Origin of the sequence: Leptospira venezuelensis (genome assembly GCF_002150035.1) — a bacterium.
GTDB lineage: Bacteria > Spirochaetota > Leptospiria > Leptospirales > Leptospiraceae > Leptospira_B > Leptospira_B venezuelensis.
This window is the reverse complement of the sequence record NZ_NETS01000006.1, coordinates 252,307-273,622: the sequence shown is the minus strand read 5'-3', so window position 1 is coordinate 273,622 and position 21,316 is coordinate 252,307. Positions and strand designations below refer to the sequence as shown.

The window sequence follows — 21,316 nt, the reverse complement described above, 5'->3', positions numbered from 1 at the left end:
GCAATTGTTACAAGACTTTGTATACAAAGAAAATTGAAAGGCGCGTCGAAGTTACTACAAAATCCAGGTAATTCTTCTTAAAAAAATTGATACGATTGTTACATTGTTACTTTGGATTTATTCTTTTCTAAGGCAAGCGCGGTTGGAAACCGATCCTATCCCCCAACTTCCGATAATCAGCATTATGTCGCATTAGATAAAATCCTTCCGATTGCCAAATTATAAGCCTCTAAGAGCTCCCCTCTCGAACCAAAACTTTGTTTTACCGGTCCGTAATTTCAGAATTTCTGGTAGAACCGATCGAAGATGAGTATACGAGTACATAGTTCCGACAATCTTGCGGATTTGTCCGAAGCATTATCTGAATCCTTGAGAGAAGAAATCTCCAGGCAGGATGGCTTGTATTCTCCGACAGTAATCATTCCGAACAAGAGTATGGAGACCTGGTTGAACCTGGATCTGGTCCAAAGATTCGGTGTGGTATTCAATCTCAGATTTCTCTTCTTGGAAAAGTTTTTAGAAGAACTGCTTCTTGAAAAATTTTCTCCTGAGATAGATCCAAAATCCAGACCGTTCCTACAGGGAGAGTCTAGAAAATTCCAGATCTACGAGACCTTGCTCCGAAATCAGGAATTTTTACAGAAGTATCCGATTCTCAAAAATTATCTTCTGCCTTCCGCAAGATTGACCCCAGACCCGGTCAGGCTCCTGGATCTTTCTGGACGTTTGGCCAAATATTTCAAGGACTATGAGCTTCATAGACAAGACTGGATCCGAAACTGGTTGGGAGAAAAATATTCACTTCTAAGATTACCGGGGGAAGATATCTGGGAAGAAGTCGCCACTCAATCAGAAATTTTTTTCTTTCAGAAAGAACTATATTCTTATCTAACAAATTCTGATCTTTCTAAAGAAACTTTGATCCAATATTCCATGCGAAATCTTGGTTCTGAATCGAAGGCTAAAAAACATTCTCCTAAGAACGTGTATTTATTCGCGTTGTCTCAACTTTCGAGTACGTATATTTCTATTTTTCAAAATCTTCTTCCTGAAATTCATTTAGAAGTTTTTCAATTTGGAGTTCCAGATGGAGAATTAGTTTCCGGAACAGAAAGAAATCAAATTTGTAGAAACTGGGCAAACTCATTTCGTTCGCTAAAAAAATCCTGGGAAATCTCAGGAGCTGAATTTTCACATTCTGTTAAAAATGAAAAACAGGAAAGAACAGTTCTATCAGAATTCAAAGAATATCTTGGACGATCAGAATATAAAGCCTCATCCAGACTTGTTCCAGACGAAAGTTTACAAATTTTAGAAGCGCCTGGAAAAGTCCGAGAAGTAGAAGCAGTATTTCATCATATTCTTTCCATCTTATCCGAATCTAAAGAAACCAAATTAACCGATTTTGGGATATTCTGCTCCGACCTCTCAGAATACAGAGCAGCATTGGAATTCATATTCGAAGGCGGGATTCAGGCGAAACTTGCGGAGAAGTCCGGCAGTCGTTTAAAAACACTTCCTTATAGTATAAGAGATGTTGTCGCTTCAGAAACAAGTGCATACATAAGTGGGATTCTTTCCTTACTCACTCTGCTCTCCAAAGAAAGATCCAGAGCAGATATTTTCAAATTACTTAGAAACCCTTGCTTTCAGTCCAAATGGGAACTGGAAACCTCTTGGGTAGAAGAATGGGCAAAACTTGCCGAAGACTTAGAATTATACCAAGACGATTCATTGTCCGAAGACCAACCTCTATCATTTTCATTTCGCAAAGGTTTTTTACGATTAACTGCAGGAAACATATTATCTTCAGAAGAAGAGGAAGATCTTCCCGTCTCCCCTTTCGATTCTGGATCAGGTTCTTTCGTGTCTATTTGGATAGGAATTTGGAAACGTGTATCTTTATTATTGGATGAATTTTCTTCTTTGATCTCAGATCACGAAACCTCGGGAGAAAAAATTCTAGATTCACTATCAAATTTGCTCCGAGAATTATTTTCTTCCACTTCTTCTAATCCGATTGATGTTGAATTGGAACAAAACATTATAGATTCATTATATGAGCTGAGGTCTGTGGATTGGGATCCAAAAAACTTCAAGGACAGACTTAAATTTTTAGAGGCATTTTTCGTACAAACCGGTGGAGAGATCCAAGTTAGAAAGGGACAATACCTAACCGGAGGTATTACGGTATCTTCTCTACAGCCGATGCGCCCCATCCCATTCAAACATGTATACATTTTGGGGTTGGGAGAAGGTTTATTTCCAGGAACGGACGACACCTCTGCATTCAATCTAAGGCATTTTGCCCCTCGTGAAGGAGATATAAATGTAAGAGGCTTAAACCAATCTCTTTTATATGAAACAATTCTCTCTGCAAGACAAAGTTTAGTTTTATCATTTGTCGCGGAAGATATTACAAAAGACGAAAGTATTGCTCCTTCTTCTTCCTTACTTTTGCTTGAGCAGGCCTTGAAGGAAAATATATTAGTTCCCGAAACTTCGGTTAGGATAAAGATCCCATTAAACAAACACAGCAAAGAATACTTCATTCAAAAAGAATCTCATTCTGCAAAGTTTGCGGAGAGGTTCCGTAAAAGTTTTGATCTTTCTTCTTCTCTATTATACGGAAAAGAAGAAGATAAAGAACATTATCGTAAAACGGTGCTTGGAAACTTCCAAACAAACCTTTCCGTAAAAAATGAAACACCAAATCTAGAAACTATAGATTGGAATGATTTGGTTAGATTTGCAAAATCTCCTCTGTCTTATCATTTGCAGAGAAGATTTGGATTGTACTCGGAAGAAATTTCAGAATCTGAAAATGCTACCGAAGAACCATTTCGGATTTCGGATAATTTCAAATTTATGAAAGAGTTATGGTCTTATTCTATGAAAAAGACCGAAAAAGAACTCCAAAATTCTTTGGACGGACTTTTTTCTATTTGGGAAAAAAGAGGAAATGTTCCGAGAGGAATTTATGGCGACACTGAATTTCTAACGAAATCAGAAAAAGTAGGTAAAATTTCAGAAGTAGTTTCCGAAATACTTTCAAATGCGGAAATTTTATCGGGATTTACTTTTGGAGAATCCCCGAAAAAAGGAAAGTTACTTTCTTTGCCCACCCTTCCATTAAAAATTCCGAATGGACCTGAGACAAACATAACCGGTTTAAAAGAAGATGTTTTCCTAAAAAGGGAAGTAGATGGCTCTTCTATACTTGTGCTTGTATATCCAAACTCTAAGAAAAAATTTAAGAATTTAATCGAACCATTTTTGATCCAATCTTTGCTGGATCTCATTCCTTCTAAAGATACCCCAAGATCAGTGACTGCAATATTCGGATATGGTGACAAACCAACTGTAATAGGCATGAATCGAGAAGGTGGAGAAATATTCCGTAAGAAATTCCTTTCTGATCTTGTGCAGGAGTTCTATAACCAATCTATCTCATTAGTTTCTCCCGCAATCTGGGAAGATTTTCCAGACAGAGCGAAAATCGACCTAGATAATTCGAAAGAATTGGATTTGCTTTCAAAAGAATATAAAACCTGGGCAGAGGAATCAGTTCAATATGACCCGGAAATTTATTTGGATGAGATCATTCGACTTCTGCCTTATTCTCAAAACTATATAAGCGAAAAGGATTTTTACCTCTGCTTAAGACTTTATCATCCATTAGAAAAGGTTTTTTATGCAGAAAAGTAAATTAACGACTGCGACAACTTCTTTCGCGGATCAGATTGATATTACTAAAAATGGTTTTATCGGAGCTTCTGCCGGAACTGGAAAAACACATACAATCGTATTTTTAGTTCTGAAAATATTAAAGGATTCATTTAAAACTTCTCTGGAATCGGATAAAATTCCTTTAGGTATAGAATCTATATTAGTACTTACTTATACAGATAAGGCTGCATCCGAACTGAAAGGTAGGATTCGAGCTGAGTTAAAGAATACGATTCTCAAATTAGAAAAAATTGAATCTCCGAGTGAGGAAGAATCTAAAGAGTTAGACTTTTTTCTAAGTCAGGCATCTCGCTTAGACCAGGCTTATATTTCTACGATTCATGGATTTGCTCATAAGACCTTAAAAGAATACTCTTTAGAATCAGGAAGTGCCGAAAATTCAAAACTTGTAGATGAGTTTTCCGCAGTTTCTAAAGCTTTATATAGAAGAATGCGTAATGAGTTCGGTGGAGTATATCCTAAAGAACTTTTACCTTTTATCCTTTCTCAGGCGAATCGGTTTTATAATGACGGATTCCAAGGAACTACTTGGGAAAATTTTGTATCCGGTCTTGCTGTAAAAAAAGTATCGTCTCCTGATTCAATTCAACTTCTTCCCCGCCCTCAAGAATTTCCTGAGATCGATTCCATTAGAAATGTATTTTTGGAAATACAATCCATTCTTCCTAAATTTTTAGAATTCCAGGATTCTTTTAAAAGGAAGATCAATGCAAATAAATACAAGGCACTTTCATCGAGACAGATTGAATTTCAAGATTCTCTAAAGAAGTTAATCGATTCTTCTCTGCCCTTTTTGCCTTTCCCATTTACACTTGCGCTTAAAAAGATCTTGGATTTGAAAAGAGGAGATTTTTCTGGCATAGAATCTATTCTTCTTTCGGACGAAGAATTAAAAACCGCCTCCTCCGAATCTGGTTATCTCTCATACACGCTCGAAAGAGAGAAAATCCGAAAACTTGCGACTAACTTAAATTCCCTAGAATCATCTCTATCTTCTTTTATAGTTTCTCTCGCGGAAGATATCGCAGAAGACTCAATCAAAATCAAAGAAGAAGAAAATTCGATTACTTACGGGGATATGATCCTAGGACTTTCTAATTCGTTAGAGAGAAACCCCGAATTAGTCTCTGAATTGAAAAAACGTTTTCGCTTCGGGATCATAGACGAATTTCAGGATACAGATCCAGATCAATATAATATTTTTAGAATATTGTTTTTAGAAAAACCAGCCACTGCTGAAATAGAAGGAAAACTTTTCTTAATTGGAGATGCAAAACAGTCTATTTATGGTTTTAGAGGAGCGGACTTAGGAACTTATTTGGCCGCAAAGAGAGAATTTGATACTGGCGGAAAATTTGCAGATTCTTCTATCGTTTATCCGGAGCTGGATACGAATCGTAGATCTTTACCAGAATTAATCTCTTCCTATAATTCAATTTTTGGAAATGCAAAAGGAGAATGGTTTCCTATTGGTGAAACCGGCTTTTTACCAATAGAATACATAAATGTGAAATCTCCTGAAATTCCAGGAAAGGCGATTTTATATTCAGATAAAAGTAATCGTGCCGCTTTAAACGCATTTTCCCTTCCAAAAGAAAATAACGCCGATCGATTGAAGGACCAATATTCCAAATTTTTAGCAGAAGAAATAATCCATCTGGTTTCCGAAGAATCGAAGGTCTATATTAAAAAAGAAGGATCTTCGTCTCCAGAAAAATTGAGTTGGGCCGATATTTCGGTTTTGGTCCGAGGAGAAAACGATTCTGAATTTCTGAAAAGACAATTCAAAGCGAGAGGGATCCCATATACTTATCCAAAACAAGCCGGGCTATTCGGTTCTTCTGAAGCGATCCGCGTCCGAGAGATCTTGCGTTGTTTAGATGAAGAAGGAAGTAGGGATTCATTTTATAAATTATTAATATCCGATCTATTTTACGTTCGTCCTGATAATCTCCAAAACTACGAAGAATATCCAATCGAGTCTAAAGAAAAAAGACTTTTGGAAACTTGGAGAAAATTCTCTCGCAAAAAAGATTTTCCAGGCTTATTCGGCTCCATTTTGTCAGAAAGTAGATTAGCTTCTCCGCTTCCTGAAGAATCCAAACAAGATTGGGAAAGGAAAATCACAAACTTCAAACAGATATTTTTCTTCTTAACCGAAAAAGCATCCAAGTCAGATCAAACTTTAGGAGAACTTATCTCTTATTTGGAATCCAAGATGATTTCCAAAGAGGATGAAAAAGATTATTTAGAAAAAGATTCAGAGGAAGATCGAGTTAAAATTTTTACTATTCACTCCTGTAAAGGTTTAGAATTTCCGATCGTATTTTTGTTCGGTGGATTTTCAGGCTGGGGTACACAAAGAAAAAAATTTTCGGAATATAGAGAAGGCGAAAATCGTATTATAGATCTGGAAAATAATAAAGAAGAGATATCGGTCTTCAATACGATCAACGAAGATAAAAGATTATACTATGTGGCTTTAACAAGGGCAATGTACAAATTTTATTTTCCATTACTTGCTGAGCCTGATCCAAAACGCCCACTAGAGTTATTTAGAAAATCGTTTCAAGCTTCATTGTCTGAATTTCCTCAAGATTCCTCTGTTGCAAAATTTTGGGAGAATGAAGATGGAAAATACGAGCAGGAATGGATTAGAGATCATAGAACCATTTTTGGTTTAACTATTGACCCAAAAAAGGAAGAAGGTCTAGAAATTTTGCGCCCCATCGAAATATGGCCGGAAAAAGCGGAAGAACGAAAGATCATACTTGAAAGTTATTCATCTCTGGATTCGTTTTTTACTTCGGAAGGGAATAGATTTCAGGCCTCCGAAACAAAATCATTCAAAGCAGACGAGATTTACGAGGAATCAAAAGAAGAAGAACTCCCCTCTTCCAATAAAATGGGAAATTTGCTTCACCAACTTTTGGAAACAGAAAATTTTGATATTTATAAAAAGGCAAAATCCGCAAAACAAATTCCTGATAATATTTTGAGAACATATAAGAATATTCTAAAATCTTATGGATACGGAAATAACTCAGAACAATTAGAATCCTTTGCTAACAGAGTTTCCGAGCTTTTTTGGAATACTCTCAAAACTCCATTGTCTCATTCTGAAAAGAAAGTCTCACTTTCAGAAATTTCACCTTCGGAGCGAAAACATGAAGTGGATTTCTTCCTAAAGATTCCCGAGCAAACAGGAACTTCCGACTTACTAAAAGGGACCTTAGATCTTATCTTTCAATCTGAAGGTAAATACTGGATCTTAGATTGGAAGTCCAACCTACTTTCTGCCGATTTCGGAGAAGATCCTTACTCAGAAATTCATCTGAAAGAAAAAATCCAAGAGTCTTATTCTTTGCAGTTAGCAATCTATTCAGTAGTTTTAGATGATTGGTTACAATTTAAATATGGAAAAAATTACGATCCAAAACTTTTAGGAGGAATGTATTTTGTATTCCTTCGAGGAACCGATCCGAACAAACCTGGACGAGGGATTTTTTACCAGGATATAGATCCTGAATTTGTAAAAGTCTCGAAAGAGAAAATAAAGGAAACCTTAGACTTAAAGAATAAAATTTCGGCGGAAAAAGAATGAAAGAAGAATCCCTCGAAATAATTTTAGACCGAGAGTATGCGGGATTCCTTACAAAAGAATTTGCTCCTTATGCAAAAGAGGTCCCATACGATGTTTTATTTTCTTGGAATCTTTCTCTAATTCAAGCTTCTAAATCGGGAAATCTGGCAGTTCCGTTCCTTGAAAAAGTTAAAATTTCAGACCTATTATTCAAAACACGAGATAATTTATTATATTTTCCTAAAGTATTTAAACAACTAACCGCAGTAGAAGATGGTTTTGCAAATTTACTTAAGACCAGCAACACTACCAAATCAAAAGAAATACAAGAAGTTTTAAAGGAACTAATTTCTTCCAATCCTCTTGCGATCAAAAGAGGAGCTAAAGAATATATTCTCTGCGGAGAAGAAAAACAAAAGGAAGCACTGGAGAAAGCTCTTCAATACCCATTTTTTGTTCTCACAGGCGGACCGGGTACAGGGAAAACGACTGTGGTAGCGAATGTGATCCGAGGTCTTTTACGTTTAGGTTATGATCGAAAACAGATAGGACTTGCTGCACCTACAGGTAGAGCAGCTCAAAGACTAAAAGAATCCTTAGAGAATACAATCTCATACTTACGTACCAAAAATAAATTAGATGATTCTATTTCTGAAATTCCCACTTCTACATTACATAGGCTTTTAGAATATAATCCTAGAAAAAGGAATTATAAATACGGTAAAAATTTCCCTCTCCCCTATCGAGTCATTATATTGGATGAGGTATCCATGGTGGATCTGCATATGATGTACAGATTAATGGAAGCCTTACCTTTCGAGTCCAAAAATTTTAGACTTATATTACTAGGAGACCCAAATCAATTACCTAGCGTGGAAGCTGGAGCCGTTTTATCAGACTTAGTCAAATATTTAAAGAAACTAAATTCTGAAAACTTAATAGAATTACAAACAAGTCATAGACAAGAAGATGAATTTTCTTCTATCTCAAAGGCCGCAGAACTTTGTGTGAAAGAGAATATTTCTTTGTCTGAATTCCAAGAGAATTTTCCTAAAACTTTGCAATTGGATTCGATTTTCTCCGGTAATTCAAATGACGACCTAAAAGGTTTTTATCAGATCCGTTTGGATTACAAAAAAGAATGGAAGGAATTTTTAAAAAAAACAGCTGAAGAAAAGATCCGCCCGATATTCTCCAAACTCCCTAATCCGAATTCTCCTCAGGAATTAAAGGAATATTTAAATAAAGACTTAAACCGATTTAAGATACTTACAATTCTAAGAAATGGGATCTTCGGAAGTGAGTTCATTAATAAGGAATTAACTGAACTTATTCTGCATCATAAAAAAGGAAATCTAGTTCAGATTGGTACCAAAACTTATTTTTCAGGACTCCCAATACTTATCACAAAAAACGATCGGGTAAGAGGAGTTTATAATGGAGATACTGGTCTCGTTTTGGAAGTCAAAACTCCGAATGGAGGAATTGAACTTAGAGCATTATTTTTTATTGAAGGAGAGATCCGAGACTTTGCATTAGATACTCTTCCTCCTCACGAACCGGCATTTGCAATTACAGTTCACAAATCCCAAGGTTCGGAATATGATTCTGTTTTTATAATATATCCTCCGGACCCGGCGGATATAAGCCAGGAAGAAGTTTCCTTGGAACTTTTCAAAAAGGAGATCTTATATACTGCGATCACTAGGGCAAAACGATCCGCATTTTTGGTTTCGGAAGAAAAACTTTTGGAGTATTCTCTCCGAAACCGTTTTGAAAGATTAACCGGTTTTAAACTCGGTTAAAACTACTTATGATCTCTAGTATATACTCCGTCCCAAGAGACCGGAGGCGGAGTTTTTTTATATTCATTACATCTTTCTACGAGTAATTGGACTGCTTTATCCTCTTTACCCTTTGCTTTTTCAGATTCTTTGAACTTCTTAATGGCAGGTTCCCATTTACGATCTAGATACAATGCCAAACCTTCTTCATATAAGCCGATAATCTCTTTTTTGGCGGAGGCAACACCCTTCAATTCAGAGATTGCTTCGTACAAGATCACAGGTTCATTTTTACCTTTTACTCGGACCAAATCCAATTTTCTAGTAAAGATAGAATCCTTAATCTCGGAATGGACTGCATCCGAAACTAAAATGGAAACCCCATAGTCTTTACCTGCAGCTTCCAAACGAGCCGCAAGATTTACTGTATCTCCCATCATTGTATAAGATGCTAGAGCATCCGTTCCCATGAATCCGACTTTGGCGAGTCCCGTATTCAAACCGATACGAATATGCATATCTCTTGCGTCCGGAATATATTTTTGTGCCTTCTTCCAACCAGATCTTAGTTCTTCTAGTTTATCTAACATCTTGATAGAAGCTCGGGTTGCTTTTAAACAATGGCCTTCTACCTCTACCGGAGCATTAAAAATACCTACGATCGCATCCCCGATGTACTTATCCAAAACACCATCATGATCCTTTAAGATCAAGGTCATCGCGGAAAGATATTCATTTAGAAGTTCAGACAATTCTACAGAACTTAACTTTTCGCTAATATTAGAAAATCCTGCTACGTCTGAGAAGAATGCGGTTACTCTTTTTTCGGTACCCCTTTTGAGAGCCGCAAGGTCTTTCATAGCTTCTCCGACTACCACAGGGTCGATCATATTTCCAAGAATACCTTTAATCTTCTCTCTTTCTCGAAGACCGGTCACCATTTGGTTGAGGGCAACGGAAAGATTACCGAATTCATCGCTTCCACCCTGCTCAAATTCTACGTTTAGATCTCCCCTACCTACTTGTTCCGCGTTGCGAATAAGACGTTTGATCTTTTGCACTACAAAACCAGAGATAAAGACTGCCAAGAAGATGGAAAACCCGCAGATCCCTAATGCAGAAAGTACTGCTCTGTCTCTATTTTGCCGAATAGATCGCAAACCTTCCGTTCTATCCACTACAGTTCGGATCACTCCTGAAAAATTGGAGGCCAATACAACTGTAGGAAGATCTTCCGAAACTTCAGAGATTAAAGGAGTAGAGTCCAATTTCCAAAGAATCTGCTCTGCTTCTGTTCTACTGTTTCCGATGATCCCATCCGGAAATAGAGCCTTTAATTTCGCAGTAGGAGTTTCACTTTCTCCCGAATAAATCCATTCTCTGACGGAATTCCAACGTTTTTGGAAAATTTCTTTTCCTTCTGCCGATTGAACTGATCTACCATAGTCGGAACCATCTGGTCTGAATCTGAGTAGGATCTGGTCTTCTAATGCAGAATCTCGGATAGATCCAAAAGATTCCACTTCCAATTCTTCCTCTTCTTTAGGAGGATTGTTTCGAAGATAGGTAGCATATAATAAATTTCTTTTACGAATTAAAGCCGCGTATTGAGTGTATTGGCTTTTAAAGTCTTTGTCCTTGAAAGGAGGAATTGGAGGCTTTTTCTCTTTTAGAGCTTTAAGCCTAGCTTCTAAAATAGGTGGAATCTTAGAAAGTTCTGTTAGAATTTCCTGTTCTTCTCTTAGATAATTTGTCCAAGGACCAAGTGTAATTCTTCTGGATTCCAAAAGTTTGGCTCTTTCAGTAGATGCAGGATTTCTAAAATGAGGAGAATATAATGCCTGTAATTCCAAACCGTTTTGTTGGAAAGAAGTAGGAGGGATCTCACCTAAAACGCCTGCACCTTCTAAAAGTGAATTTAATGCAGATTTTAATCCTTCTTCCAAATTCTCTTCCATAGGTGCTTGGTTCAAAGAAGATTCTGAATCAAAAATTTTAGTATCTAATGTAGGCTCGGAAGCTTCTCCTTGAATGATGCCAGAGACAGGAAATGTTTGGATCCTGAATCTGCCTGTATCCAATCCTAATTCTTTAATCTTTCTCTTTTTAGAATCTGCAAGTATAGAAACTATATTTTCATCTAAGTCGGATCTAAGCTTTCGAGTTACTAGTGATTTTTTGCGGAGTTCTTCTTCTGCAGCAGAGATCTCTGTATTATCCGGTTTTTCCTGATTTTCTTTTAATTCGCCTAACCGTTTTCTGATTAGGCCTACTTCTCTATCTGCAAATACGAATTTTTTGGCCATACCTTGCAGGCGGGCAAACTCCTTATCGGAAACTTCTCCATCTCCCCCATGCTGGAGCTGGGTACGAATGTTTTTTTCTAGGACCTGTATATCGTCCTTGGAAAGATAGGCAGAATAATAAGTATCCAAAGTTTTTCGGACCGTATTCTTTCCCAAGGCTCCGAATAAACTTGTCTTAATCCCGAAAAAGGAGACCTTCTTTTCCTGAACTACAGTCTTGGTTGTTTTATATTTTTTTAATGCCTCTGTTTGTTTACTAACCCGGTCGCGAAATTCTTCGATTCGGATCAAACTTTGAGAAATATTATCTAATTCCAGAACGAGAGAAGAGATGTATTTTCTGGAAATAGCCGCCTCTCTATCATAACTGTCAGTGAGGATTTCGGTTTGTTGCCTCACGTAAATAATAGAAAGTATTAGAATGGTAAGAACGATCAGACTTCCGGTAAACCAGGCGAGTTTTGCTCGTATCCCTGAATAAAATAGTCTCGGAAGAACTAGAGTAAGATCTAGGAATTTTTGCCCGAAACTTGGCTTGTGAGAAGTCTGTGTACCCATATAATAGTAACAGGGCCAGTCCGAATTTTTTCTGGCAAGCCTATAAAATTTGGAAATTTATTTCCGAATGGATTACAATAATTTTTCGTAACTAGCCGTTCTATAGTCTGCGGTCAGGTAAAAGGTATGGTCACAGGATGGACAACGGTAGTTTCCTTTTCCCTGCACTCTCAAGATTTGGAGGCAAGCTGGACAGGCCGTAGTACTTTCGTTAGGTTCAAAACTCGGATCTAAATTTTGGCCGGAAACCAAATAATATTTAGCTTCTTCTCTAGTTTTGAAATACGGGATTTTTTCTCGTAGCCCCAGGCGATTCCAATCTCCGATTAGACTTTCCGACAATCCGCAAGCAGCGTATTGTGAATTCAAATGTGTAAGAGAAGAATTTTTTAGAGAGAGTAAACCGTTCTCATCCCAGACTTGCAGGTCTCTGGCATCGAGCAGAATTTTATGAGGCTCACTTCGAAGTAATGGATCCGTTTTTTCTCGGAAAGAGTTCCCGAGTAGGGAATCCAGTTTGCCTTGTAAATTGACGATCAATTCTTTCACTAGAATAAAAGCCCTTTAAAGTTTCGAATCAGATCGGGTTTTTAAGCAACCTAAAAAACTCAAAAAGATTGGACTTTTCCTCACAAGCGACATTTTTTTTACTTAATGAGTCAATGGAATCGTCGAAGCCTTCTCTTCCCTTTGGATTTAAGCTTCATGATCCTCTCCTATTTTCTAGCCCACCTGATCCGTTTCGAATCCACTGCGTTTTTACAGGAACCTAACGACTTTTTTATTCCTCTACTCATCGTAGTAGTTTGTCGTTCTTTAGTATTTTTATTTTCGAATATTTACAGATCAATCTGGGCTTACGCATCCATTCACGATCTGGTGGAGATCATCAAGACCACCATCCTTTCCTCACTGATCTCTAATACAGCGCTCTTATTTTACAACGGATTCGAACATCTTTCCAGAATGATCCCTGTTATAGATACTCTTCTCCTCTTAGGATTTTTGTGTATTCGCAGCCTTTCCTGGAGACTAGTCAGAGATCAGTATATTCTACGCAAAAAACAGGGAGAAGGAATTCCTACACTGATTTTGGGCGCTGGAAAGACTGGGGCAACACTTCTCACTGAATTAAGAAGGCATAATGACCTGAATCTTTTACCTTTAGGTCTCCTGGACGATGACGAATCCAAGATTGGAGCACATATCCAGGGAGTGCCGGTCCTTGGAAAAATGGACCAGGCAGAATCATTGATCCGGTCCTTGGAAATCAAAAAGGTACTGATTGCATTTAGTAATCCCGACGGAAAACAAATCGGTAAACTCATCAAAAGTTTCGAATCCGAAAATGTAGATTTTAAGATCCTCCCCTCTTTGGGTTCTCTATTTTTTGACCCACCTAAAGTACAACAATTAAGAGAGATCCGGGTAGAAGATGTGCTCGGACGTCCAGTTGTAGATCTGGAAATAGAATCTATCCGTTCTTATATTGCTGGTAAAACCGTTCTCATCACAGGTGCCGGTGGATCCATCGGGAGCGAATTATGCAGACAAGTTGCAGTATTCCATCCGGCAAAAATGATCCTGCTCGATTCTGCGGAAACTCCTCTGTATGAGATAGATTACGAACTCAGAAAAGTTTTTAAAGACAGCGGTATTCAATTTAAAGCGGTGATCGCAGATATCAAAAATCCGTTGAGGATAGGTTCTGTTTTCGAAACGGATCGTCCCCAAGTAGTATTTCATTCTGCAGCCTACAAACATGTACCTATGATGGAGATCAATCCATCCGAAGCAGTATTAAATAATGTACTCGGAACTAAGAACTTAGCAGATATCTCTCGAATTTATGGGGCCGAACGTTTTGTTTTAATTTCCACAGACAAGGCAGTCAATCCAGTAAACATAATGGGTGCTTCCAAGAGAGTTGCAGAGTTATATCTGCAAGCAATCTCCCAGGGCACGAAAACAAAATTTATTACTGTAAGATTCGGTAACGTATTAGGTTCCAGCGGTTCAGTTATTCCTAGATTTAGAGAACAGATCAGCAATGGTGGCCCTGTGACCGTGACCCATCCTGATATTATTCGTTATTTTATGACAATCCCGGAAGCTACACAATTGGTTTTGCAAGCAGCAGCTATGGGGGAGAAGGAAGAAATTTTTCTCTTAGAAATGGGAGAACCTATTCGGATCCTAAATCTTGCAGAAGATATGATCCGACTTTCAGGATTTCGCCCTTACACTGATATTCCAATCGTATTCACAGGTTTAAGACCTGGAGAAAAACTATTCGAAGAACTGCTGTTAGATCTAGAAGGGATCAAAAAAACACATCACCCTAAAATCAGGATTGCAGCCCCCTTGGAGGAAGGAGATCCTAGCAGCTTCCAGGCCAGATTTAACGCGTTATTAGAGGCGGCAAAATCGGATCGAGAAGAAGAGATCTTCTCTTCTTTCAAAGCACTAGTGCCTGAATATAAAATACATAAAGAATATATCAGCGAGGAAACCTCGCGTAAGTTGAAAAATGATGGATAGTCCGAATTTAGAAGACATACAGGCACTTCGAGAATTCAAAAAACAACTCTTTTCGGTGTACTGGGAAAGGTTCGGAACCTTTTATGTACACGTAATGCCTCATCCAGATCTGAAAATTGGAAAAAGAGGTTTAGTGGGAGAAGAGCCCGAATCAGGTATCATCCTAGTCATAGGACCCCGCGCCGCAAGAGATATCAAAATAGAAGAAGAATGGGTCTACGCAGAACTACAGTTCGGCTACACTTGGGAAGAAGTCTTTCTCCCCTGGGATGGAATTTTCAGATATTTCGACAAGTCCCAACAAACAGTCACTCAAATGAGAATTTATTTAGGTAAACCGGAACTTCCTCCTAAAAAAGAGGAAATTTCTTCGGTAGAGACCAAAGAAGAAGTTTCCGATCCAGAATCAAAATCTTCAAAACGAAAAGATAATGTAATCCAAGTAGACTTCGGGAGTAAAACAAAGAAATGAGCAAATACAAGTGGTTTGTTGCCGGGGACCTAGATGGATTTTTCGGCTTAATGATCGATAACCTGATCCAAATTTTGGTTTTGGTTGCTTTGTGTATCGGTTTTTGCGGAATGCCTCAAGATTTCGTGTTCAGAGTTGTGATTCCCGGAGCCGCAATCTCTCTTCTAGTCGGAAATCTTTTCTATGCTTGGCAAGCAAGACAACTCGCGATTTCTGAAAACAGAAGTGATGTAACTGCATTACCTTACGGGATCAATACTGTTTCCTTATTTGCATTCGTCTTTTTCGTAATGTTCCCAGTTTACCAAAAGACAAACAGTTATAAAGCAGCTTGGTCTATTGGACTCCTAGCAAGTTTTGTATCCGGTTTGATCGAATTTTTTGGAGCATTTGTCGCAGAGAAGATCCGGAAGGCAACCCCAAGAGCCGCACTTCTTTCTGCGCTCGCAGGAATCGCTCTTACATTTATCTCCATGGACTTTTTAGTCCGTACATTCTTGAATCCACTCGTTGCATTCGTTCCATTCGGGATTATACTTCTGCAATATTTCGGAAGAGTGGTATTTCCATTTAAGATCCCAGGCGGGCTTATCTCTGTAATCGTAGGAACCTTACTCGCATGGTATCTTCCTCATTTAACCGGGAAACAAATGATGGATGGAGCTGCTTTACACTCCTCTATCGATTTCGGATTTAACCTACCTATATGGAGTGGTGGCGATCTATTCGAAGCTTGGAGCCAAATCGGTATCCGAGAATATTTATCTGTGATCCTACCAATGGGAATTTTTAATGTAATCGGTTCCTTACAGAATATTGAATCTGCAGAAGCCGCTGGAGATAAATATAATACCAGAAATTCTCTCATGATGAATGGTGTAGGAACAATCGTTGGTTCTTTATTCGGATCTCCTTTCCCAACTACAATTTATATTGGTCATCCAGGTTGGAAGGCTCTAGGTGCTAGATCCGGTTATTCCAGTTTGAACGGAATTTTCATGACCCTGATTGCGTTCTTTGGTTTAGTAAGTTTTGTATGTGCTCTCATCCCAGTGGAAGCAGGAATGGCGATTGTACTCTGGATAGGTATCGTGATCGGAGCACAAGCATTCGAAGCAACTCCTACTAGACATGCACCTGCGGTTGTACTTGGACTTCTTCCTGCGCTTGCAGGTTGGGGAGTTTTGATGATCCAAAGTGCATTTAATTATGCTGCACCAATTCTTGCAAAAGCGATAGAAGGAACAGAGGCGGCCTCTAAAACTCAGAATATCTGGCTTTCGACAGTCCCTCTAGACCAACCTATCTTCCCGTATTCTCTAGGTGGACTTTTGAGTTTGTCTCAGGGGTTTTTACTTTCTTCTATGGTTTGGGCTGCAATCGCAACTTTCGTAATTGATAGAGATTTTAAGAAGGCTATAATCGCCAGTTTGATAGGCGCATTCCTAGCTGGAACAGGATTTATACATTCATATTCTTTGGCGGGAAATGCAATTTTGAACTCTTTTCAGCTAAACCTGAGTCCATTTGTTTGGTCATATTTATCACTTGCGGGACTTTTTCTTATCGCTTCTTTCTTAAAGAAGGAACCTAGAGCGGTCTAATCAATACCGGAATTTAGAAGACCGGCGGGCACGGAGTTACCGAGGCCTAAAAAACTTCTAAAAAGGAGAACTGTTCGCCTATGGCGCTTTTTCGCAGATTTGGATTATTCGCGTTAACTAATATCGCGGTAATTTTCACGATCGGATTGATACTCAGACTTACTGGACTAGATGTATATCTAGCTAAATCCGGAGTACCTTACGCTACTACCCTTCTATTTGCTGCTATCTGGGGTATGGGAGGCGCATTCATTTCTTTGCTGCTTTCCAAGTTTATGGTAAAGTCCTCCATGGGAGTCCAAGTTATCGATCCTAGAAACGCATCCGGATGGCAAAGAGATCTTTTAACTAGGGTGCAAAGATTGGCCTCAGCTGCAGGCCTCCCTATGCCAGAAGTTGGATATTACGAATCACCTGAGATCAATGCATTCGCTACAGGTCCGAGTAGAAATAGTGCATTAGTAGCTGTATCTACTGGACTTTTGAACGGAATGGATAGTGAAGAATTGGATGGGGTTTTAGGACACGAACTTTCTCACGTTGCCAATGGAGACATGGTGACTATGACATTGGTTCAAGGAGTGATCAACTCATTTGTGATCTTCTTCTCTTGGATCGTAAGTAAAGTTATCGTTTCTCAATTGAATCGTAACGACGAAAGAGGATCCAGCGGTGGATTCTTCATGGAGTTCATGATCAGACAACTTCTGATGGTAGCCTTCGGACTTTTAGGATCAATAGTGGTAGCTTATGTTTCCAGAGCAAGAGAGTATCGTGCAGATGCTGGTGGAGCAAAATTAGCCGGCAGATCCAGCATGATCTCCGCTTTAGAAAGATTAAAAGTAGCTTTCTCTAGAGATCCAATCGACCAAAGAGGAGAAACAATCGCCGCTTTGAAAATTTCCAACAGAGCCGGGGGACTTGCTTCTTTATTTGCAACCCACCCTCCTCTAGAAGAAAGAATTGCTGCTCTAAGAGCAAAAGCATACTAACCTAAATGTCGGCCTCTCTTTTCGGGAGGCCGCTCTTATTATCCCTTGAAAAAAGAATTGTTAGTTCCTTTCCGGAAAATGGAATTGGACTTCGAGCCCATGTCCATAGTTAAAAGCAAAATTCGCACGATCCCGGATTATCCCCGCAAGGGAATCCTATTCAGAGACATCACTTCCCTATTATTAGATCCGGAAGGTTTAGCTCTTACCATAGGCACTTTCGTTGACCGTTACACAAGTAAGGGAATCACTAAAGTAGCTGGAATCGAAGCCAGAGGTTTTATCATCGGTGCACCTCTTGCATTCCAATTAGGAGTCGGATTTATTCCGATCCGAAAAAAAGGAAAACTTCCTTCTGAAACGGTTTCCCAAGAATACGATTTAGAATATGGAAAAGATGTCATCGAAATTCATAAGGATTCCGTGGTTCCTGGAGACAGGATTCTTCTTATGGACGATTTGATTGCAACAGGTGGGACAATGATCGCTGCAGTTCAATTATTACAAAAGTTAGGCGCAGAAGTTCCAGAAGTAGGAGTCATCATTGATCTTCCTGATCTGGGCGGAGCTACAAAATTAAGTAAAGATTTAGGTGTAAACGTATTCTCTATTTGTGAATTCGAAGGACATTAAGAATCTAATGCGGATCCTGAAATTTGGTCTGATTGTACTAGTATTCTCTCTTCAATTCCCTCTTTTCTCGGAAGAAAAAAGTGATTTCGATCATGTGCGAAAAGCAGTCGTACAGATCAAAGTATATTCCCAAGCTTTCAGTACATTCACCCCTTGGGCTACGGAAGGAGTCCGTGCAAGTTCAGGCACCGGATTTCTGATCGGGAACAAAAGAATATTAACAAATGCTCATGTAATCTCAAATGCAAAGTACGTTCAGGTACAGAGATACAACCAAACAGAATGGTATAGAGTCAAAATACTCCACGTAGCACATGATTGCGATCTAGCAGTTTTAGAAGCAGAAGATCCAGAATTTTATAAAGATTCCACCGAACTCAGTTTAGGAGAAATTCCCGAACTAAATTCTTCCCTCATCGTTGTAGGATATCCAATCGGCGGGAATAAGGTCTCCGTAACAAGAGGGATCGTTTCCAGAAAAGAACAATCCAAATACGAACATTCTTCCGTAGACAGTCACTTGGTATTACAAGTAGATGCTGCGATCAATCCAGGAAACTCAGGTGGACCCGCCATCCAAAATAATAAGGTAGTAGGAGTGGCATTCCAAGTCGCCACCAAAGGGGAGAATATAGGTTATCTTATCCCTACCAAAGTAATCCGCCATTTTCTAAAAGATATAGAAGATGGAAAATACGACGGTTACGTTGAGCTTGGGATCGGAACATTCAATTCTTTTAATACTTCTCTTAGGAAAGCAAAAGGTATTCCTGAAGGTTTAGAAGGAGTATTCGTAACTAGAATTCTTCCCAATGGTTCTGCCGACGGATATCTGAAAGAAGGAGATTATCTTACAGAGATTGATGGCCTCAGCATAGGAAGAAATGGGACCATCACATTAGACAAGGATGCTCGTGTAGATTTCACAGAAACTGTAGACGATAAATATTCAGGTGAACCGATTCGATTCAAAGTATTCCGTAATGGCAAACTGATCGATGTGGAATTTAAAGCTAAAAGAATGCCTGATTTCGATTTTATGAGAAACAGATATGATACACCTTTTGATTATTCCATGATAGGCGGATTATTATTCCAAGAGATGACCAGAGATCTTTTAGGAGCTTGGAGTAGAAGTGGAAACACTTCGGGCGGGAGCCAGTTTTTATATAGATACGATTATTTTATAGAAGATGGAATTGGTCGGACCAAAAAAGCGGATGTGGTACTTTACAGAAAATTGGCTCATCCAGTTAATTCTTCCTCCGATTATTTCCTGAATCTGGTCTTGGAATCGGTAAATGGAGAAGAGATCAATAGCCTTTCGGATCTGAAAAGGATTATCTCAGGAACCAATTCCAAATTTTTAAAATTAAAATTTCTGAATATAGATCTTCCATTGATCTTAGATAGGGACGAGGCTCTAAAAGCAGATTCCCAGATCAGAAGCACCTACGGTTTGGAGTAATACGTGAGATCCAAGATTCTTCTAGTCATTATAAGCATTTGTGTTTTCAGCTCCGGACTATCTGCTAAAAAGCCAAGAACTTCTACTAATACTAAAGCTGCCTCGAACGGTGTCGCGTCCCAGGCAAAAGCAGAAGAAGAATACAAAAAAAGTATAGTCCAAGTAAAGATCTCCTACCAAGAACCTGATTATTTCAATCCTTGGAAAAAGAAAAATCCTAAGGTCAGAAGAGGTGTAGGGATTGTAGTTCCGGGAGAAAAGATCCTACTCCCAGCACATCTACTCACCCACTCCACATTGATAGAAGTCAAAAAACATTCTTCTTACGCGGAGACAAAGGCAATAGTCTCAAGACAAGATTCAGAATCTGATCTGGCATTATTAAAAATAGAAGAAGAAAACTTCTTCAAAGATCTGATCCCTTTTGAATTCCAAAAAGAGATTGATTATCCTAGACAGGTTTCCATCTACCAATTGGACAATTCCGGTTCTATTCAATCCGCTTCCGGTGCTTTGATCAGTATGGATCTGGACCAATATCCTCAAGGAATGGTAGAACTTCCTGTATTAGATGTAAACTCCACTGAAACATTAAATGGAAACGGAGAAGTTCTATTAGAAAAGGGAAAAGTAAGCGGGATACTTTTCGACTTCTCCGGAGATAAAAATTCAGGCAGAGCAATCCCTTCTTTTTTAATCAGTAAATTTCTGGGCAACTTCGGTAAAACTGAAATCCCTTTTAAAGGTTTTCGTTATAGGCCAATCATGGACAAGGCCACCAAGGATTTTTATTCTCTCAAAACGAAAGATCAAGGCATCTTGGTAGCGGAGATTTTACCCGATAGTTCCGCAGATGGAATATTAAAGATAGGTGATGTGATCTTAGAGTTTGGCGGCAAAAAGATAGACTCAAAAGGATATTTTCATCACCCTAAATACGGCAAACAAGTTCTCTCCTATATCGCTCATTTAGGAGATGAATTCGGTTATCAAATCGGAAAACAAATTCCAATAAAGATCATCAGATCCGGCAAAGAAGAAGAAGTACAACTTACCTTAAAAACATTTCCTTATTCTTCTATCCGGATCCCTCACAGAAACTTAGGATCTAAATCAGAATACTATTTTGATGGTGGCTTCTTATTTGTAGAACTTTCGGAAGGTTATTTGTTAGAATGGGGAAAAGATTGGAGATCTAAAGTAGATCGCAAACTCTTATACACTTTCGATTATCATAAGTTTAGCACGGGTGATAAAAAAGAAGGTAAATTTGTATTACTTTCTCAGGTTATTCCGGATGAATCTAATCAAGGTTATCATGACGTTTCAGGTAGATTAGTAGACCAAGTAAATGGTAAACCTATCCAATCGGTTCAAGATATCTCTAACGAAGTAAAATCTTCGAAGTCTAGGTATATTACGATTTTATTAGATGATGGAACGAATGTTGTTTTAGATAAGGAAAGTTTGACTTCCGCCAATCAAAGGATCCAAAAAGAGTATAGAATTCCTAAGTCTTCTATGGGTTCTCGTTAAAAGCGAGTCCTCTCTTCTTTTTTATTAATAAGTTGTACGAAAAAAGGCCCAAAACCAGGTCCTTAACGGAAAGAATTTTAATTTAGTCC

General features: G+C 38.5%; 12 protein-coding genes. 10 read left to right on the top strand and 2 right to left on the bottom strand.

Annotated features, from left to right (window positions below):
* Positions 1-306: 306 nt before the first annotated feature.
* Genes B1C82_RS01645 through recD form a run of 3 tightly spaced genes read left to right on the top strand, consistent with a single transcriptional unit; the run spans position 307 to position 9,138 of the window.
* Positions 307-3,708, top strand: coding sequence for an exodeoxyribonuclease V subunit gamma (locus B1C82_RS01645; RefSeq protein ID WP_086445868.1), 3,402 nt, complete (start codon positions 307-309; stop codon positions 3,706-3,708).
* The gene (locus tag B1C82_RS01640; RefSeq protein WP_086445867.1) at positions 3,695-7,354 is read left to right on the top strand and encodes a UvrD-helicase domain-containing protein; all 3,660 of its coding nucleotides are present in this window, start codon (positions 3,695-3,697) and stop codon (positions 7,352-7,354) included. Before B1C82_RS01645 ends, B1C82_RS01640 begins: the two co-directional genes overlap by 14 nt.
* Positions 7,351-9,138: an exodeoxyribonuclease V subunit alpha gene (gene recD, locus B1C82_RS01635; RefSeq protein ID WP_086445866.1), complete on the top strand. Its 1,788-nt coding sequence runs from the start codon at positions 7,351-7,353 to the stop codon at positions 9,136-9,138. Before B1C82_RS01640 ends, recD begins: the two co-directional genes overlap by 4 nt.
* Positions 9,139-9,140: 2 nt before the next feature.
* On the opposite strand, the gene B1C82_RS01630 is transcribed toward recD, so the two are convergent.
* Positions 9,141-11,981, bottom strand: a complete 2,841-nt coding sequence (locus B1C82_RS01630) for an adenylate/guanylate cyclase domain-containing protein (protein ID WP_086445865.1) — start codon at positions 11,979-11,981, stop codon at positions 9,141-9,143.
* Positions 11,982-12,053: 72 nt separating this feature from the next.
* Complete coding sequence (locus B1C82_RS01625; protein WP_086445864.1) at positions 12,054-12,530, bottom strand: STAS domain-containing protein; 477 nt, start codon at positions 12,528-12,530, stop codon at positions 12,054-12,056.
* A gap of 105 nt (positions 12,531-12,635) precedes the next feature.
* On the opposite strand from B1C82_RS01625, the gene B1C82_RS01620 reads away from it, so the two are divergent.
* From B1C82_RS01620 to B1C82_RS01590, 7 genes are all read left to right on the top strand, one after another.
* Positions 12,636-14,522 carry a polysaccharide biosynthesis protein gene (locus tag B1C82_RS01620; RefSeq protein WP_086445863.1) on the top strand — a complete coding sequence of 629 codons (1,887 nt, stop codon included), beginning with the start codon at positions 12,636-12,638 and terminating at the stop codon, positions 14,520-14,522.
* Positions 14,515-14,994, top strand: coding sequence for a ClpXP protease specificity-enhancing factor SspB (locus tag B1C82_RS01615; protein WP_086445957.1), 480 nt, complete (start codon positions 14,515-14,517; stop codon positions 14,992-14,994). Before B1C82_RS01620 ends, B1C82_RS01615 begins: the two co-directional genes overlap by 8 nt.
* Positions 14,991-16,598 carry a permease gene (locus B1C82_RS01610; RefSeq protein WP_086445862.1) on the top strand — a complete coding sequence of 536 codons (1,608 nt, stop codon included), beginning with the start codon at positions 14,991-14,993 and terminating at the stop codon, positions 16,596-16,598. Before B1C82_RS01615 ends, B1C82_RS01610 begins: the two co-directional genes overlap by 4 nt.
* An 80-nt stretch (positions 16,599-16,678) precedes the next feature.
* Positions 16,679-17,590, top strand: a complete 912-nt coding sequence (gene htpX / locus B1C82_RS01605; RefSeq protein ID WP_086445861.1) for a protease HtpX — start codon at positions 16,679-16,681, stop codon at positions 17,588-17,590.
* A gap of 99 nt (positions 17,591-17,689) precedes the next feature.
* Entirely contained in the window at positions 17,690-18,223 is a 534-nt protein-coding gene (locus B1C82_RS01600; RefSeq protein ID WP_086445956.1) for an adenine phosphoribosyltransferase, read from the top strand.
* A 7-nt stretch (positions 18,224-18,230) separates the two neighbouring features.
* Complete coding sequence (locus B1C82_RS01595) at positions 18,231-19,691, top strand: S1C family serine protease (protein ID WP_086445860.1); 1,461 nt, start codon at positions 18,231-18,233, stop codon at positions 19,689-19,691.
* Between the two features lie 3 nt (positions 19,692-19,694).
* Positions 19,695-21,227: a S1C family serine protease gene (locus B1C82_RS01590; protein WP_086445859.1), complete on the top strand. Its 1,533-nt coding sequence runs from the start codon at positions 19,695-19,697 to the stop codon at positions 21,225-21,227.
* Positions 21,228-21,316 lie beyond the last annotated feature (89 nt).